This window comes from Streptomyces blastmyceticus (assembly GCF_039521185.1).
Classification (GTDB): domain Bacteria; phylum Actinomycetota; class Actinomycetes; order Streptomycetales; family Streptomycetaceae; genus Streptomyces; species Streptomyces blastmyceticus.
Genome location: NZ_BAAABW010000026.1, coordinates 619,580 through 637,474 on the forward strand (window position 1 = coordinate 619,580; position 17,895 = coordinate 637,474).

A 17,895-nucleotide genomic window follows, 5' to 3' on the forward strand; every position below is an offset into this window, starting at 1 on the left:
CGCGGCAGGCCCTATGCCCGGCCGCCGTCGATCTCCTCGAGCTCCGCGAGCGCCTCGTCGAGCCAGGAGATCCAGAAGGACTCCAGGCCGATGCCGCCGCGGAGCACGAGACGGCGGAGCCGGTCCTGCTCGGCGTTCCGCTCGGGCGGGAAGTCGCGCTTCTCGATCGCCTCGTACTCCGCCAGCTGTTCGCGGTGCAGGGCGAGATGGCGGCGCAGTTCGGCTCCGAGGTCCTCGGCGCCGACCACGCCCGCGGCGCGCACACGCAGCAGGAGGGCGTCCCGTACGGGCTTGGGGTCTTCGGTGTCGGTCACCCACGCGGTCAGTTCGGCGCGGCCCGCGGGCAGGACCTCGTACTCCTTCTTCTGCCCACGGGTCGGCCGCGCGGACGGCAGGGCGCGGATGAGTCCCTTCTCCTCCAGCCTGCCCAGCTCGCGGTAGATCTGCTGATGCGTGGCCGACCAGAAGTAACCGATCGACTTGTCGAAACGGCGGGTCAGTTCGAGCCCCGACGACGGTTTTTCGGCCAGCGCGGTGAGGATGGCGTGCGGCAGGGACATGCGCGCCATCCTATGCGGGGCCTGTGCGGCTCAGACGGCCGCGGCGAGCTCCGTGCCCTGGCGGATGGCGCGCTTGGCGTCGAGCTCGGCGGCGACGTCGGCTCCGCCGATGAGGTGGACGGTGTGCCCGGCGGCGCGCAGCTCCTCGTACAGGTCGCGACGCGGTTCCTGGCCCGCGCAGAGGACGACGGTGTCGACGGGGAGGGTGGCCGGGGTGCCGTCGACCGTGAAGTGCAGTCCGGCGTCGTCGACGCGGTCGTACGCCGCCCCGGCGATCATGGTGACGCCGCGGTGCTTGAGTTCGGTGCGGTGGATCCAGCCGGTGGTCCTGCCCAGTCCTGCGCCGACCTTGGACGTCTTGCGCTGCAGGAGGTGGACGGTGCGCGGCGGCTTCGGCCGCTCGGGGGCCCGCAGGCCGCCCGGCTTCCGGTAGTCGGTGTCGACGCCCCACGTGCGGAAGTACGTATGCGGGTCCTGGCTCGCCCCGTCGCCGGCGTCGGTGAGGAACTCCGCGACGTCGAAGCCGATGCCTCCGGCGCCGATGATCGCGACGCGGTCGCCGACCTCGGCGCCGTCCCGCAGCACGTCGAGGTAGGTGACGACGCTGGGGTGGTCGATGCCGTCGATGAGGGGGAGGCGCGGGGTGACTCCTGTGGCGACGACGATTTCGTCGTACGCGCCCTGTGCGAAGGTGCCGGTGCTCACCGGGGTGTTGAGCCTGACGTCGACGCCCCGGAGTCCGAGCTGTACCCGGAAGTAGCGCAGGGTCTCGTCGAACTCCTCCTTGCCCGGGACCTTGCCGGCGATGTCGAGCTGTCCGCCGATGCGGTCCGCGGCGTCGTAGAGGGTCACGGCGTGGCCGCGCTCGGCCGCCGACACCGCGAACGCCAGACCCGCGGGCCCGGCCCCGACGACGGCGATGCGCTTGCGCAGCCGGGTGGGTGCGAGGACGAGCTCGGTCTCGTGGCAGGCCCGCGGGTTGACCAGGCAGGAGGTGATCTTTCCGCTGAAGGTGTGGTCGAGGCACGCCTGGTTGCAGCCGATGCAGGTGTTGATCGTCTCGGCGCTCCCCCGCCGCGCCTTGGCGACGAAGTCGGGGTCGGCGAGGAAGGGGCGTGCCATGGACACCATGTCCGCGTGGCCGTCGGCGAGCAGCTGCTCGGCCTTCTCGGGGGTGTTGATGCGGTTGGTGGTCACCAGGGGGATAGAGACCGAGCCCATCAGCTTCTTGGTGACCCAGGCGTACGCGCCGCGCGGCACGGACGTCGCGATGGTGGGGATGCGGGCCTCGTGCCAGCCGATGCCCGTGTTGATGATCGTCGCGCCCGCCGCCTCGATCTCCTTCGCGAGGGTGATCACTTCTTCCAGCGAGGACCCGCCGGGCACCAGGTCGAGCATGGAGAGCCGGTAGATCAGGATGAAGTCGGTGCCGACGCGCTCACGGACCCGGCGGACGATCTCGACGGGGAAGCGTATGCGGTTCTCGTACGAGCCGCCCCAGCGGTCGGTGCGGTGGTTGGTGGCGGGGGCGATGAACTCGTTGATCAGGTATCCCTCGGAGCCCATGATCTCGACGCCGTCGTACCCCGCGAGCTTCGCGAGCCCGGCGGCCCGTACGAAGTCCTCGACGGTCCGCTCCACCTCGTCGTCCGTGAGGGCGTGCGGAACGCCTGAGGCGATGGGTGCCTTGAGCGCGCTGGGCGCCACCAGGTCCGGGTGGTGCGCGTAGCGGCCGAAGTGGAGGATCTGCATCGCGATCCTCCCGCCCTCGCGGTGCACGGCGTCCGTCACGGCGCGGTGCCGCCCCGCCTCCGCCTCGGTGGTCAGCGAGGCGCCGCCCGCCCAGGGGCGGCCCGCCTCGTTGGGCGCGATGCCACCGGTGACGATCAGCCCCACGCCGCCGCGCGCCCGGGCGGCGTAGAAGGCCGCCATCCGCTCGAAGCCGTTCTCGGCCTCTTCGAGGCCGACGTGCATCGACCCCATGAGGACCCGGTTGGGCAGCGTGGTGAACCCGAGGTCGAGCGGGCTCAGGAGGTGCGGGTACGGGCTCACGGCGAATCCCTCTGCTTCCTGCGGATGTCGAGACAGCCCTGTCTCTGGAAGCGAGATTACGACCGGCCGAAGCCTTTTGCAACAAGTTGCATAACTGTCTGCCGCGTCGCGCGGCTCAGCACGCCGCCTCGGCCTCCCGGGTGGTCTTGGTCCAGCCCGTCTGCCCGCGCACCATGCGGAACAAGGCGCTCCAGGCGCAGAGGAACGACATGTAGTTCATGACGACGAAGGAGTGCCCGAGCAGCAGGGCCCGCGGCAGGCCCACGGCCTTGTCGCGGCGCAGATACGTCCAGGAGGTGATGAGCGCGGGCGCGAAGGTCAGCAGATACCAGGCGGCCAGGTTGGCGGGCCACTTCAGCCAGGTGGCGTTGAGGGCGGTGGCGCGCCGGCCGTGCAGTACGAGGACGTTGGGGCTGCGGATGAACCAGATCAGGCAGTACTGGAAGAGGATCGACCACGGCAGGTCCAGCACCCAGGGCACCAGCAGGTAGGAGAACATCTCCAGGGCGGCCAGGTGCCGCATCCGGGGTGCCCGCCATATCTCGCCCATCCGCCCGATCGACGTCATGTGGCCCTGGTACCAGCGGGTCCGCTGCCGGACGAGCCGCCGCAGATCGCTGACGCCCTGCTGGTCCACGGAGGCATGGGCGGTGGTCCGCAGTCGCCAGCCGCGCACGGCGAGGCTGATGGCCAGGTCCAGGTCCTCGGTCAGCGACCGCGACCAGGGGCGTTCGCCCAGGCCGTCCAGGGCGCGGAGCCGGGTGAACTGCCCGTTGCCGCCGAGGCTGACGGTCGAGGTGAGGTTGCGGCCGAACTGGGTGACCGCGGCCATCGCCCAGAACTGGTAGTCCTGGAACCAGGTCAGGAAGTTCCCGCGGCGGTTGCGGATGCGTACACCGAGTTGCACACCGCCGACGCGGGGGTCGTCGAAGAGCGGCAGGACGTGGCTCAGCGCCCGGTCCGAGAGCCGGCCGTCCGCGTCCATCACGCAGACGATCGCCTCGCGGGGGGCCTGGCCGCGCGCCGCGACGCTCTCCCGGATCCGCCGGATCCCGTGGTTGAGTGCCTCGCCCTTGCCCTGCCGGGCGTTGGGCGGCTCCCGGCGCAGCACGACCACCTCGCCCGGCCGTCCCGCCGCCCGCGCCTCCGCACCCGCCCGTTCGGCCTCCTGCCCGGTGGCGTCGTCCGAGCCGTCGTCGATGACGACGACCGTGGTGCGCGGCCCGAGCAGCCCGGTGACCGTGGTGCCGATCACGGACTCCTCGTTGAGACAGGGGATGAGGGCGTACAGATGACGGCGGTCGCGGCGGCCGAGGTGCGGGCTGCCGTACGCGGTATCGCCCTGGACGCGCAACGCGGCCTTCTGGCGGCGCAGTTCGAAGAGTCCCGCGCCCATGGCGAGGGCGAGATAGCCCGCGGACATGCCGATGACGGCATAGCCGATCGTGTCGACGGCCTTGAGCAGCTCGCGTCTCACCGGCGGACCTCCCGCTTCTGACGTCTCCATGAGGGCGGCCCCACCGGAATGACGGGGTCCGGGTATCGGCGGGCGGGCGGCACCGGGTGGGCGACGCCTCGCTCCGGGGCCGGTTCCCCCCATTCCCGAACGGTCAGGCGGCGCTGTATCTCCCGTCCCAGGACGAAACCCACGGGGAGCACCGCCACACCGATCGTCGCCAGCAGGGCGCCGCGACCGGACGCCGCGCCTCCCCCGACACGGGCCGCCGCCATGCCGCCGACCAGCGGCCAGGTGAATCCCGTGTACATAGTGCGGGGGCACCTCCGGGCAGCAATGAGCGCAACCTGTGCGCGAGGGGAGAGGAGAGCCCGACCACTCTCGCTCAGGAATCGGCCGGTGACCAGACCCGCCGCGGCTCGAACGGTACGGCGGGAGGCGGTTTCGCGCCGACCCGGATGCATCCGGCCGCCCGCCCCTTCAGATATACCAAGGATTTCCCGCCCGGCGATTATGAACACTGCCCGGTTCCGGCCAACCATGCCGAATCGGGCCCGTTGCACGGGGCGCACACCGGGAGTTAGTTTCATCGGCGGGCCGCACTCCAAATGCCTGGAGCCGTAGGCACCTACTTCAACTTCCGCGCCTTCATGCGATCTTCCGCACTGCTCGGCGATGACATTTCCGTGCGCCACCATTCTTTTTGTTTACGCCGCTCGACGGCGGCGGCCCATTCCCCGCGCGACGGACGGAGAGCATGGGACGTTGAACGGCAGACGACGCATTGCCATTGTCGTGGGCACCCGTCCCGAGGCCGTCAAACTGGCCCCGGTCGTGCAGGAGTTGAACCGGCGGAGCTGGGCGGAGCCGGTTCTCGTCGCCACCGGCCAGCACGGCGAGGTGGTCCGGGACACCCTCTCCTGCTTCGGGCTGTGCGCACAGGTGGAGCTGACGGCACCGCCCGGCGCGGATTCGGTCACCGAGCTGACGGCCGGGCTGCTGAGCGGGCTGGGCGAGCGGCTGCGCGCGCCCGCCGCCCACGCGGTCGTCGTCCAGGGCGACACCGCCTCCGCCCTGGCCGGGGCCATGGCCGGGTTCTACTCCTCGATCCCCGTGGTGCACGTGGAGGCGGGGCTGCGCTCCGGGGACCTGCGCAACCCGTTTCCCGAGGAGGCGAACCGCCGCATGATCGCCGAGGTGAGCGATCTCCATCTGGCGCCCACCCGTGCCGCCCGGCGGAATCTGGTCGCCGAAGGGGTGGCGGCCGGGCGGATCCTGGTGACCGGAAACACCGTGATCGACGCGGTCGTCGCGGCGAGCCGGCGCCCGCCCGCCGCCGGTGATCCGCTTCTGCATCGAATCGGGAATTCCGCTCCCCTGGTTCTGGTGACCGCGCACCGCCGGGAGAACTGGGGGGCTCCCATCCGGCGCATCGGCCGGGCAGTGGCGAGTCTCAGCCACCAATACCCGGAAGTCACCTTCGTGGTGGCGGCGCACATGAACCCTTTGGTCCGTACCGCGATCGAGGAATCCCTGCACGACCGCCCCAATGTGCATCTGCCGGGCCCAATTCCGTACGACGCCTTCGCGCGGCTCCTCGCCCGCTCCGTTCTGGCCATCACGGACTCGGGCGGAATTCAGGAGGAGGCCGCGGCCTTCGGCATTCCGGTTCTGGTGACCCGTGACAACACCGAGCGAACCGAAGGAATCGACTCCGGTCTCGCCCGGCTCGTCGGCACCCAGGAGTCGGAGATCGTGGCGGCGGCGGAAAAGGAATTCGTACGCGAGGGCGCACTGTCGGGCACGGCGAATGGCCCGTACCCGCGGCGCAACCCCTACGGCGACGGACGGGCGGCCCGGCGCTGCGCGGCCGCCTGCGGCTGGCTCTTCGGCCACTCCCCCAGACCGTCCGACATCCCGGGAGAGCGGTGATGACGACCTCGGCAGCGCGGCCCGCGGTGACGGTCGCGGGCAAGGGCACGGCCGGGAGCGCGGAAGACAGCGCTCCGGCAGTGGCCGGCAACCGTACGCCCCGCAGACCGCCTTCGGCCGCCGGGTCCCACTACCTCTGAGCGCCCCAGTCCTCCGACCAGAGAACAGGAGCACCAACTCATGGCAACCACACCCAGCACCGGAACCGGCCCGCAGCCCGCGGGCCTCGCCGAAGGCGCCATCGCCACAGTGGCGGGCAACGGAGCGGCGGGGTTCATCTCCGACGGCGGGCCGGGCGCGCTGACCAAGCTCAACAACCCCATCGGGGTCGCCGTGGACAAGGACGGCAACCTGTACATCGCCGACCGGAGCAACCACCGGGTCCGCAAGGTGGCGCCGAACGGCATCATCACCACCATCGCGGGCAACGGGCAGGCCGGATACGTGTCCGACGGCGGACCCGCCACCGCCACCCCGCTCAACTCACCTGATGGCGTCGCCGTGGACAAGGACGGCAACGTGTACATCGCCGACCGGGCGAACCATCGGGTCCGCAAGGTCACACGCAGCGGCATCATCACCACCATCGCGGGCAACGGGCAGGCCGGATACGTGTCCGACGGCGGACCCGCCACCGCCACCCCGCTCAGCTCTCCCTACGGGCTGACCGTGGACCGCAGCGGAAACCTGTACATCTCGGACCATGGAAACCACCGCGTTCGCAGGGTCACACCCAATGGCATCATCACCACCGTCGCGGGCAACGGGCAGGGCGGATACGTCTCCGACGGCGGACCCGCCACCGCGACCAAGCTCTACTACCCTCAAGGGCTGGCTGTAGACGCCGAAGGAAACCTGTACATCGCCGACAGCTGCAACCACCGGGTGCGCAAGGTCACGCCCAGCGGCATCATCACGACCGTCGCGGGCAACGGCATCGCCGGATACGTCTCCGACGGCGGGCCCGCCGTCGCCACCCGGATCCACTATCCCTGGGGCCTGGCGGTGGACGAGACAGGCAGCCTGTACGTCGGGGAGCACTCGGGCCAACGAATCCGCAAGATCACTTCGGACGGCATCATCACCACGGTCGCGGGCAACGGCACCGGCGGGTACGTGGACGACGGCGGACCCGCAGCTGGCACTCGCATCTACAACCCCACTGGGGTTGCGCTGGACCGGGCCGGGAACCTGTACATCGCCGACTACAGCAACCACCGCATCCGCGGCGTCACGCGCGTGGCACAGATGACCCCGCCGCTCCCGCCGGCCGCCGATCTGTACGGAGAGGTCGTCAGCCCGTACCGGGTCCAGCGCGGCCAGGAGTTCGACCTCGGCGCCCGCATCGCAAACCGCGGACCCAACACAGCCGACGGCCAGCACGTAACCGTCGTCCTCACCCTCGCCGACGGACTGCTCGGCGGCCCCGGCACCACCGGACGACGCCTCACCCGCACCTTCACCGGACAACAGCTCATCCCGTACCAAGGGACGTTGGACGGTGTGTTCCGGGTCAGCGCACCCGACATCACTCCCCCCGGCACATACGAGTCCACGCTGGAGATCCACTACAGCGGCGACCTCAACCTCAAGGACAACACCTTCACCCTCCCCGTCACGGTCGTCGTGCCCATCCCCGTCGCGGACGAGACGGCACTGACGATCTATCAGGACACCGTCCCCGAGGTCGCGCCCGGCCAGCGCACCACCTTCAACCTCCGCTACACCTCACCCACCGGGCAGCCCGTCAACCCCGGCACCATCACCCAGCGCTTCACCGCGCCGACGGGCTTCGTCTTCACCGGCCAGCCCACCTACGCGTACTACGAGACCATCCACGGCATCGTCTCCGGAGACCTCGACCACCGGATCGAGGACGACGGACGGACCCTGATCATCAGCGCCAACCCGCACGTCAACACCACGACCAGCGACGCCGGTTCGGTGATCTACACCATCCCCGTCCAGGCCCGCCCCGACGCCACCCCCGGCCAGTACGACAACGGCTCGGCCAGCATCGGCCGCCACGCCCCGGTCCAGATCTCCGGCAAGGTCACCGGCAGCGCCCAGGACGAGACCGCGTTGCACGTGACCCAGGCATCGGTGCCCCAGGCCGCACCGGGCCAGACCACCAAGTTCAACCTGGAGATCCGCTCGCTCAACAACCAGCCGGTCAACCCCGGCACCATCGAGCAGCGCATCACGGCCCCCACCGGCTTCGTCTTCACCGGCGCCGCCTCGTACGGCTACTACAGCACCAAGCCGTACGTCACCGGCAACCTCGACACCTCGCTCGAGGACGGCGGCAGGACACTCGTCATCCGCTCCAACCCGCACCTCAACACCGGAACCACCGACAAGACCGCCCTGATCCACACCCTCGTCATCCGCGCCCTGCCCGACGCGAAGCCCGGCACACAGCCCGCCGACGGCCGCGCCACCATCGGCCGCCTCACCCCCGTGCCCCTGACCGCCCGCGTCCTCTGAGCCGTCCGATCCTCAGGGCACAACCGTCGCGCCCCCTGCCCCAGCGGCAGATCCACGCGGGTCCCGTACGGCCCATCCGGGCCGTGCGGGACCCGCGTGCACATCAGCCATCCGACGAAGAGGTGTCAGATGAACGTGGCAACAACGATGGACGGTATCGCCATCAGCACCGTGGCGGGGACCGGGACCGCCGGGTTCGGTGGCGACGGCAGGCCCGCCACCGCGGCCGGTCTTCGGTGTCCCTATGGCGTGGCGCTCGATGCCGCCGGGTCCCTCTACATCGCCGACTATCAGAACCACCGGGTGCGCAAGGTGGGACCGGACGGCATCATCACCACCGTCGCCGGTGACGGCGCCAAGGGCTTCGGCGGCGACGGCGGACCCGCCACTGCGGCGAGCCTCAAGGATCCCGCCGGTGTGGCACTGGACCGCGAGGGCAACCTCTACATCGCGGACCGCTCCAATCAGCGGGTGCGGAAGGTGGGACCGGACGGCGTCATCACCACCGTCGCCGGTGACGGCACCGCCGGGTTCGGCGGTGACGGAGGGCCCGCGACCGCCGCCTCGCTGAACTTCCCGCACGCCATGGTGGCCGACGGCGCCGGCGACCTCTACATCGCCGACGACTACAACCACCGGGTGCGGAAGGTGGGACCGGACGGCGTCATCACCACCGTCGCCGGTGACGGCTCCGACGGTTTCAGTGGTGACGGAGGCCCCGCCACCGCCGCTTCGCTGCACTTCCCCCACGCCGTGGCGGTCGACAGCACCGGCAACCTCTACATCGCGGACCGGTACAACCACCGGGTGCGGAAGGTGGGACCGGACGGGATCATCACCACGGTCGCCGGTGACGGCACCATCGGGTTCGGCGGCGACGGGGGACCCGCCACCGCGGCCGCCCTCAACCTGCCGCAATGTGTGGTGGTCGACGACGACGGCAGCCTTTACATCACCGATTACGGCAATGAGCGCGTGCGGAAGGTCACCGCGGACGGGATCATCACCACGGTGGCCGGCGGCGGGGCCAAGGGGTACGGCGGTGACGGCGGGCCCGCCCTTCTGGCCGCGTTCGACCAACCGCTCGGCATCGCGCTCGATGACGTCGGCGGTCTGTACATCGCCGACTTCGGCAACCACCGGGTGCGGAGGACGGGCGGCGGCGCAGCGCGGCACGTATGAGCCCACCGCCCGCACCGGGCGGCTACTCGGACGTCACCTCGGCGGGCTGGACATTCGCGGACCACTTGTCCTCGATGCGGGCGAATTTCCAGATCGCGAGGGCGATGATCCACGTGGCGAAGAACAGCCCGACGATGACGAAGCCGACGACGTTGAGGTCGAGGCCGCCGACCCAGTCCCAGAACGCCCCGTGCAGGTCGAGCTTGTCGGCGATCAGGCCCAGCAGTTCGACGGTGCCGATGAGGAGGGCGACGGCGACGGACAGGCCGGTGATGGTGAGGTTGTAGTAAACCTTGCGCACCGGCTTGGAGAAGGCCCAGCCGTAGGCGAAGTTCATGAACGAGCCGTCGATGGTGTCCAGCAGGGACATGCCCGCCGCGAAGAGGACGGGCAGGCAGAGGATCGCGTACCAGGGCAGGCCGGACGCGGCGCCGGAGCCGGCCAGGACGAGCAGCGCGACCTCGGTGGCGGTGTCGAAGCCGAGACCGAAGAGCAGGCCCAGGGGGTACATCTGCCACGGCTTGGTGATGGACTTCATCACCCGGCCCAGCAGGCGGTTCATGAAGCCGCGGTTGTTGAGCTGCTCCTCCAGCGCCGCCTCGTCGAAGTGACCGGCCCGCATCCCGCGGAAGACCTTCCAGATGCCGGCGAGGATCACGATGTTGACGATCGCGATCGCGTAGAGGAACACACCGGAGACGGTGGTGCCGATCCACCCGGTGATCTGGTGGAGCCGGGAATTGTCGTCCTGTACGGGACCGGCGAGGGCCTTGACGCCGAGCGAGAGCAGGAAGGCCAGCGCGAAGACGACGCTGGAGTGGCCGAGCGAGAACCAGAAGCCCACCGACAGCGGCCGCTTCCCCTCGTGCATCAGCTTGCGGGTGGTGTTGTCGATCGCCGCGATGTGGTCGGCGTCGAAGGCGTGCCGCATGCCGAGGGTGTAGGCGGTGACGCCGATGCCGATGCCGAAGGACTTGGTGCCGACGCTGTAGTGCTCGGGGGCGACGATGGCGATCAGAACGAACCAGCCGATGACATGCAGAGCCAGGATGAAAGCGGCCATACCACCCATGCGGCGCCACTCGGCGGGCGTCATCACTCCCGTTATTCGCTGTCGGCGAGTGAGAGGTGCGTCCTGGGTGACGGTGGTGGTGACCATGGCGGCCCCTTCCGGAGGTGCGCAAACAACGGCACACCGTAGGCGCATGCTCTTCGTAGCTGCAACCTGTATGCACCAGCGCCCTGGCGTACGGAAGCCGTCACGGGCGCGCGGGCCGCCCCCGCACATCCGGAGGGCGGCCCGCGGGCCTGCCGCCGGGAGGCCCGGCGGGGTTATCGTGCGCCGGCCGTGGGCCGGGCGGAGCCGACACCGCCCCACGGGCAGCGGCGGCAAGGGCGGTAGGGTCTGCCTCATGAAGTGATGACACGCCCCGGCACACCAACTTCCCGCCGCACGGCGCCGTTCGAGCCTGCCGGCTCCGGCGTTCGGCCGGTGTGCCCACATCGCCCGTCATCCGCTTCGCACGATCGGAAACCCATGACCGACGACACCTTCCTCGACCACGTCGCCGACCGGCTGGCCACCCTGCCCGCCGTACGCGCCGTCACCCTCGGCGGCTCACGCGCCCAGGGCACCCACACCCCCGACAGCGACTGGGACTTGGCCGTCTACTACCGGGGCGGTTTCGACCCGGCCGGCCTGCGTGCCGTCGGCTGGGACGGCGAGGTCTCCGAGATCGGGGGCTGGGGCGGCGGCGTCTTCAACGGCGGGGCCTGGCTGACGATCGACGGCAGGCAGGTCGACGTCCACTACCGCGACCTCGACGTCGTCGAACACGAACTCGCCGAGGCGCGGTCGGGCCGCTTCCACTGGGAACCGCTGATGTTCCACCTCGCGGGCATCCCCAGCTATCTGCTGGTCGCCGAACTCGCCCTCAACCAGGTGCTGCGCGGCAGCCTGCCCCGCTCCGAGTACCCGCGGGCACTGCGCGAGGCGGCCCCGCCGGTGTGGCGCGAGCGGGCGGCCATGACGCTCGCGTACGCGAAGGGTGCGTACGTCCCGCGTGGCCGGGCCACGGAGGTCGCGGGCGCGTTGGCCACCGCCGCCATGCAGACGGCACACGCGGTGCTGGCGGCGCGCGGTGAGTGGGTCACCAACGAGAAGCGGCTCCTGGAGCGGGCCGGTCTGCGGGGCATCGACGCGACCGTGGCCGGACTGCGGCCGGAGCCCGGAGCCCTGGCACGGGCGGTCGCCGAGGCCGAGGCGCTGTTCTCGGCCGCCGGCTGATTCCCGGGAAACGCCACTCCTTTGAAAAACGCCGTGGCTCGCCCGACGCGATCCCGCGCGTACACGTCCCGCAGGAATCCCTTTGTATCGGCCGGGTATCAGGGAGCGCTTGGTTGTCCATCGAATCCCTGCGCAGGGCCGTGCGACACAGTCGCCACGCCCGATGTCTGCCTTATCGTTCCTTTCAGGCCAGGTCGCAGGACCTGTGCCCCACACCACCGTCCGAACAGGAGTCAGCCACCCGTGTCCTCGTCCGCCCCCGCTCCGGCCTCTCCGCGACCCGTTCGCGTGCTGCTGGTGGAGGACGACGACCTGATGCGCCGGTCCTTCACCGTCGCCCTCGAGCGCTACGGCTACGAGATGAAAGCCGCGGCCGACGGGCTCGCGGGGCTCGATCTCTTCCGCGACGAGAGCTTCGACCTGCTGATTCTTGACGTGATGCTGCCCGGTCTGGACGGGATCGGCCTGTGCCGCAGGGTCCGGGAGACCAGCTTGGTGCCGGTCCTGATGATGTCCGCCCGCGGCGACGGGCTCGACGTCGTCGCCGGTCTGGAGGCCGGGGCGGACGACTACGTGGTCAAACCCGTCGACACCTACGTACTCGTCGCACGCATCCGCTCGCTGCTGCGCCGGGCCACCTACGCGCCCGCCCCGGCACCCGGGCGGGCCACGGACGACGGGCGGCCGCCGTCCGAGGGCGAGTCGCTGGTCTTCGGGGACCTGACCATCGACACCGGCGGCCTGGAGGTGTCCGTCTCCGGGAGCCCGGTGGCGCTGACCCCGACCGAGCTGAAGCTGCTGCTGGAGTTCGCCGCCCACCCGGGCATCGTGCTGGAGCGCCACACCCTGCTGCGGAACGTGTGGGATTACGGCTGGGACGGCGACAGCAGGGTCGTGGACCTGTGCGTGCAGCGGCTGCGCAGGAAGCTGGGCCGGGACCGGATCGAGACGGTCCGCGGCTTCGGCTACAAGCTCAGGCGCTGAGGCCGGTGCGCCCGTTCCACCGGCCGCGGCCGGCCCGCGTGCCCCTGCGCTGGAAGATCGCCGCCCTGGCCGCGGCCACGGCCTGCCTGGTCGCGGCGGCGGTGGGCGTACTGGTGCACCTGTGGACCGCGCGGGACATCCGGAGCCGGGCCGAAGCGGAGGCGTTCAACAGCGTGTACTCGGCCATGGACATCTACCGGCACACCGGAAGGCTGGCGGACGGTGCCGAGCTCGATCCGGCCGAGCTGCCCGCCGCGCTGCGGCACCCGGCCGACGGCGACCGGCACACGGCCTACGACGGGCGCGTCGACGGGAACCTGGGCCCGAGCGCGTGGGCCGCCCAGCGGACGGGCGGCCCGGGCAGCCGGGTGCTGGCCGTTCGGGTCAACATGAGCCCGGAGCTCCATACGCTGCGCCGCCTCGACATGACCATGACGGTGGCCTCGCTGATCGCACTGGCGGCGGCCACGCCCCTGGCGGTCTACGGAGCCGGGCTGCTCGGCCGCCGGCTGCGGCAGGTCTCCGAGACCGCGGGCCGGATCTCCGCCGGGGACCTGGATGCCCGCACCGGGCCCACCAAGGGCGGCGACGAGGTGGCCGACATCGCCGCCACCGTCGACCTCATGGCCGACAGCCTCGGCCGACGGCTGCGCACCGAGCGCCAGTTCACCGCGGACGTGGCCCACGAGCTGCGCACCCCCGTCGGCGGTCTGCTGGCCGCCGCCGACCTGCTGCCGCCCGGCGAGACGGAGGATCTGCTCCGGGCCCGGGTGCGCGACCTGCGCGGCCTCGTCGAGGACCTGCTGGAGATCTCCCGGCTGGACGCCGGGGCCGAACAGCCGGTCCGCGCCCGGGTCCCGCTCGACGCGGTCGTCACCGAGGCCGTGACACGCACCGGCTACGAGACGGAGGTCACCGTCACCGACGCACAGGACGCGGAGACCACGCGGACGGTGGAGACCGACCCGCGCCGCCTCGAACGGATCGTCACCAACCTCGTCATCAACGCCCACCGGCACGGGGCCGCCCCCGTACGGGTCACCGTCGACGGCCGTACGGTCGTCGTGCGCGACCACGGCCCCGGCTTCCCCCCGGACCTGCTGCGCGACGGCCCGCGCCGCTTCCACACGGGCGCGAAGGAACGCGGCTCGGGCCACGGCCTGGGCCTGACCATCGCCCTGGGCCAGGCCCGGCTCCTCGGCGCCGAGCTGCGCCTGGGCAACGCCCCGGACGGCGGCGCCGTCGCCACCCTGCGCCTGCCGGCCTGACCGCCCGGCCCACGCGGAACCGATACGAAGCGGAGCGGACACCGATACACGGCGGCCCGGGCCCCGATACGTTCACCGGACACCCTTCGACGTGCACCCTTTGGCACCCGAAGAGGAGTCCCCGTGACCGCCGACCCCGTTGACCAGTTCGCCACGCTCACGCCGCACCCGACCACCGGGATCGCGGCCGCCGTCACCGACCTGTCGAAGGCCTACGGCAGCGGCGACACCCGTGTCGTCGCCCTGGACCGTGTGGGCATCTCCTTCCGGGAGGGCGAGTTCACCGCGATCATGGGCCCGTCCGGCTGCGGCAAGTCCACCCTGATGCACTGCGCCGCCGGGCTCGACTCGTTCGACTCCGGCTCCGTCCGCATCGGCACCACCGAACTGGGCACGCTCGACGACCGGCAGCTCACCGCGCTGCGCCGCGACCGGATCGGCTTCGTCTTCCAGGCGTTCAACCTGCTGCCGACGCTGAGCGCGCTGGAGAACATCACGCTGCCGCTGACCATCGCGGGCCGCCGGCCCGACCGGGAGTGGCTGGACCGCGTGGTCTCCATGGTCGGCCTCTCCCAGCGCCTCGACCACCGGCCCGGGCAGCTGTCCGGCGGGCAGCAGCAGCGCGTCGCGGTGGCCCGGGCCCTGGTCTCCCGCCCCGCGATCATCTTCGGCGACGAGCCCACCGGCAACCTCGACTCCCGCGCCGGGGCCGAGGTCCTCGGCTTCCTGCGCGACTGCGTGCGCGGGATGGGCCAGACCGTGGTCATGGTCACCCACGACCCCGTCGCCGCCGGCTACGCCGACCGCGTGGTCTTCCTCGCCGACGGCCGCCTGGTCGACGAGATGGACCGTCCCACCCCGGAGCGGGTCCTGGACCGGATGCTGCGCCTTTCCGGGGGCGATATCACCAGCGGCTCCGCCGCGCGGCCCCAGACCCCCGCGTTCGACACCCGCTCACGCACCAGCTGACCCGTACGCAGGCACCGCACCAGCCGTCCGCTCGCATCAGCCGAGCCCGCCTCCCAGGATCCGCCACCCCATGTTCCGTACCGCCCTGCGCAATGTGTTCGCGCACAAGGCCCGCCTGTTGATGACCGCGTTCGCGGTCATGCTCGGCGTCACCTTCATCACCGGCAGCCTCGTCTACGGCGACAGCCTGAGCCGGGCCGCCACCGCCAAGGCGACCGACGGCTACGAGCGCATCGCCGTCGACGTCGCCGCCGATACCGACCCCGCCGACGGCGGCCGGTCGGCCGGTCTCGACGCCCGCACCGTGACCACCCTGGCCGGGCTGCCCGGCGTCGCCGCCGCCGCGGGCCGGGTCGACGGCTTCGCCGCCGTCGCCGGCCGCGACGGCAAGCCCATCGGTGCCGGGAAGTCCTCCCAGGGCGGCAACTTCGCCCCGGCGGCGGACGGCAAGGACCCCGCCTACCGCTTCACCCGGGGGTCCGGCCCGACCGGCGACAACGCGATCGCCCTCGACGAGACCACCGCCGCGAGGGGCGGCTACCGCGTCGGTGACACCGTGCGCGTCGGCACGGACAAGGGCGCCGCCTCGTACACCCTCAGCGGAGTCTTCCGCACCGACGGGACCAAGCTCCCCTCCGGGGGCAGCCTGACGCTGTTCACCGGCGCCACCGCCCAGCGGCTCTTCCTCGAACCCGGCCGCTTCCAGCACATCGAGCTCACGGCCGCGCCCGGCACCGACGTGACGCGGCTCGTCGGCCGCGTCGAGCCGGTGCTGCCCAAGGGGACCACCGCGGTCACCGGGGCCCGGCTCGCCCAGATCAAGGCGAACCTCGCCACCACCGACAGCGACACCATGAGCCAGATCCTGGTGGGTTTCGCCGCGGTCGCGCTGTTCGTCGCCACCTTCCTCATCTCCAACACCTTCACCATGCTCGTCGCCCGACGCACCAGGGAGCTGGCCCTGATGCGGGCCGTCGGCGCCTCGCGCCGGCAGGTGCGCCGCATCCTGCTGGCCGAGTCCCTCCTCGTCGGCGCGATCGCCTCCGTGGCCGGCCTCGCCGTCGGCACCGGGGTCGCCGCCCTGCTCCAGACGCTCTTCGCCCCGGCCGACACCCCGGCCGCCCCGCTGGTCCTCACCCCGGGCACCGCGATCGTCTCCATGCTGGTCGGCACCCTCCTGCCCATGGTCGCCGCGTGGCTCCCGATCCGCCGGGCCATGGCCATCCCGCCCGTCGCCGCGCTCAGCGCGGCCGAGCCCACGGCGCCCGCGCGCGCGGGCTCCCTGCGCACCGGCATCGGCGCCGCGCTGGCGCTCACCGGCACCGCAGCGGTGGTGTACGGGGCCCTCACCACGGGGAAGGACGCCCGGACCGTCATCGGCCTCGGCGCGGCCCTCGCCCTGACCGGGGCGATCGCCCTCATCCCGCTGCTGTCCCGGCCGTTCGTCGCCCTGTTCGAGCCGCTGCTGACCCGCATCCACCCGGTGCACGGCGGCCTCGCCGCTCGCAACACCGTGCGCGACCCGCGCCGCACCGGCGCCACCGCCGCCGCGCTCGCCATCGCCCTCACCCTCGCCTCGGGCCTGTCCGTCCTCGGGGCCTCCGCCGCCCAGTACCTCGACCGCGCGACCACCCACGCCTTCACCGCCGACTACCTGGTCAAGCCCGCCGAGGGCGGGCAGCGGATGACCCCCGCCACCACCGCGCCCCTGAAGAAGCTGCCCGGCGCCACCCTCAGCCCGCTCAACCAGTCCACCGGATACCGCCTGGCCGGCACCTCCTCCGTCCTGACCGGCGTCGACCCCGCCGCCATCGGCCGGCTGCTGCGGTACGACGTGGTCAAGGGCTCCCTCGACTGCCTGGCGAAGGGCCAGATCGCCGTGGCCGACTTCAAGGCCCAGGAGGCGGGCTGGCACGTCGGCCAGACCCTCCCCCTCCAGCGTCAGGACGGCCGGCGCGGCACCGTCACCGTCGGCGCCATCTACCGGGCGGACCAGCAGAGCGACCTGATGCCCAGCATCACCGCACCCGACTCCCTCGTCGCCCGCTACGACTCCGCCCCGCACACCGCCGGGGTCCTCCTCGCCACGCACCGCGGTCCCGGCCGGGCCGCGCTCGCAGGCGTCACCCACGCCCTCGGCGACAACCCCGCCCTGACCGTCCTCGACCGGGAGGGCATCCGGGAGCGGGACAGCGGAGGCATCGGCGACCAACTCGACGTCTTCTACGCCCTGCTGAGCATGGCCCTGGCCATCGCCGCGCTGGGCATCGCCAACACCCTCGCCATGTCCGTCCTCGAACGCCGCAAGGAGATCGGCACCCTGCGCGCTCTGGGCCTGGACCGTGCCGGGGTGACCCGCATGATCCGACTGGAGGCCCTGCTCCTCGGCGCGCTCGGCGCGACCGTCGGCACGGTCATGGGCGTCTTCCTGGGCTGGGCGCTCGGGCGCACCCTCCAGGAGAGCGTCGTGGGCTACGAACTGGTCCTGCCCTGGGGGCGCCTCGCCCTCGGCGTGCTCATCGCCCTGGCGGGCGCGCTGCTCGCCTCGCTCTGGCCGGCGCGCAGGGCCGCCCGCGTCGACATTCCCGCCGCGACGACGGCGCAGTGACCACGCTCCCGGGACTGCGATCCGGATCTCCGCCCGCCCGGCTTCCCTCTGTCGCCTGCGGGCACTCCGAGAGATGATCTCTCCTCCGGTGGTCGGCGGCTGCCGGCATC

14 protein-coding genes are annotated in these 17,895 nt (G+C 71.7%); 9 read left to right on the forward strand and 5 right to left on the reverse strand.

The window, feature by feature from the left end; translation table 11 throughout:
• Positions 1-11: 11 nt before the first annotated feature.
• The 4 genes from ABD269_RS25130 to ABD269_RS25145 form a co-directional block, all read right to left on the reverse strand.
• On the reverse strand, positions 12-560 hold the full coding sequence (locus tag ABD269_RS25130; RefSeq protein ID WP_344121270.1) for a PadR family transcriptional regulator: 549 nt from the start codon (positions 558-560) through the stop codon (positions 12-14).
• A gap of 30 nt (positions 561-590) precedes the next feature.
• Positions 591-2,612, reverse strand: a complete 2,022-nt coding sequence (locus ABD269_RS25135; protein WP_344121272.1) for an oxidoreductase — start codon at positions 2,610-2,612, stop codon at positions 591-593.
• Between the two features lie 115 nt (positions 2,613-2,727).
• Positions 2,728-4,089, reverse strand: coding sequence for a glycosyltransferase (locus ABD269_RS25140; RefSeq protein WP_344121274.1), 1,362 nt, complete (start codon positions 4,087-4,089; stop codon positions 2,728-2,730).
• The gene (locus ABD269_RS25145; RefSeq protein ID WP_344121276.1) at positions 4,086-4,379 is read right to left on the reverse strand and encodes a hypothetical protein; all 294 of its coding nucleotides are present in this window, start codon (positions 4,377-4,379) and stop codon (positions 4,086-4,088) included. The genes ABD269_RS25140 and ABD269_RS25145 overlap by 4 nt, the downstream gene beginning before the upstream one ends.
• Positions 4,380-4,743: 364 nt before the next feature.
• On the opposite strand from ABD269_RS25145, the gene wecB reads away from it, so the two are divergent.
• The 4 genes from wecB to ABD269_RS25165 all read left to right on the forward strand — a co-directional run bounded on the left by wecB (position 4,744) and on the right by ABD269_RS25165 (position 9,669).
• Positions 4,744-6,000 carry a non-hydrolyzing UDP-N-acetylglucosamine 2-epimerase gene (wecB, locus tag ABD269_RS25150; protein ID WP_344121278.1) on the forward strand — a complete coding sequence of 419 codons (1,257 nt, stop codon included), beginning with the start codon at positions 4,744-4,746 and terminating at the stop codon, positions 5,998-6,000.
• Positions 6,000-6,140 (forward strand): hypothetical protein, encoded by a 141-nt coding sequence (locus ABD269_RS25155; RefSeq protein ID WP_344121281.1) that lies wholly within the window; start codon positions 6,000-6,002, stop codon positions 6,138-6,140. The genes wecB and ABD269_RS25155 overlap by 1 nt, the downstream gene beginning before the upstream one ends.
• Before the next feature lie 40 nt (positions 6,141-6,180).
• On the forward strand, positions 6,181-8,487 hold the full coding sequence (locus tag ABD269_RS25160) for an NHL repeat-containing protein (protein WP_344121283.1): 2,307 nt from the start codon (positions 6,181-6,183) through the stop codon (positions 8,485-8,487).
• A gap of 129 nt (positions 8,488-8,616) precedes the next feature.
• Positions 8,617-9,669 carry an NHL domain-containing protein gene (locus ABD269_RS25165; RefSeq protein WP_344121285.1) on the forward strand — a complete coding sequence of 351 codons (1,053 nt, stop codon included), beginning with the start codon at positions 8,617-8,619 and terminating at the stop codon, positions 9,667-9,669.
• A 22-nt stretch (positions 9,670-9,691) separates the two neighbouring features.
• Here the strand turns inward: ABD269_RS25165 and nicT are convergent, their stop codons facing one another.
• On the reverse strand, positions 9,692-10,765 hold the full coding sequence (gene nicT, locus ABD269_RS25170) for a Nickel transporter NicT (protein ID WP_344122067.1): 1,074 nt from the start codon (positions 10,763-10,765) through the stop codon (positions 9,692-9,694).
• 441 nt (positions 10,766-11,206) lie between these two features.
• Between nicT and ABD269_RS25175 the strand changes: the two genes are divergently transcribed.
• The 5 genes from ABD269_RS25175 to ABD269_RS25195 all read left to right on the forward strand — a co-directional run bounded on the left by ABD269_RS25175 (position 11,207) and on the right by ABD269_RS25195 (position 17,785).
• The gene (locus ABD269_RS25175) at positions 11,207-11,956 is read left to right on the forward strand and encodes a nucleotidyltransferase domain-containing protein (RefSeq protein WP_344121287.1); all 750 of its coding nucleotides are present in this window, start codon (positions 11,207-11,209) and stop codon (positions 11,954-11,956) included.
• 243 nt (positions 11,957-12,199) lie between these two features.
• Positions 12,200-12,940 carry a two-component system response regulator CseB gene (gene cseB / locus ABD269_RS25180; protein WP_344121289.1) on the forward strand — a complete coding sequence of 247 codons (741 nt, stop codon included), beginning with the start codon at positions 12,200-12,202 and terminating at the stop codon, positions 12,938-12,940.
• 5 nt (positions 12,941-12,945) lie between these two features.
• The gene (locus ABD269_RS25185; protein WP_344121291.1) at positions 12,946-14,208 is read left to right on the forward strand and encodes a sensor histidine kinase; all 1,263 of its coding nucleotides are present in this window, start codon (positions 12,946-12,948) and stop codon (positions 14,206-14,208) included.
• 123 nt (positions 14,209-14,331) lie between these two features.
• Positions 14,332-15,177: an ABC transporter ATP-binding protein gene (locus ABD269_RS25190; RefSeq protein ID WP_344121293.1), complete on the forward strand. Its 846-nt coding sequence runs from the start codon at positions 14,332-14,334 to the stop codon at positions 15,175-15,177.
• 70 nt (positions 15,178-15,247) lie between these two features.
• Positions 15,248-17,785, forward strand: coding sequence for an ABC transporter permease (locus ABD269_RS25195; RefSeq protein ID WP_344121295.1), 2,538 nt, complete (start codon positions 15,248-15,250; stop codon positions 17,783-17,785).
• Positions 17,786-17,895: the final 110 nt, after the last annotated feature.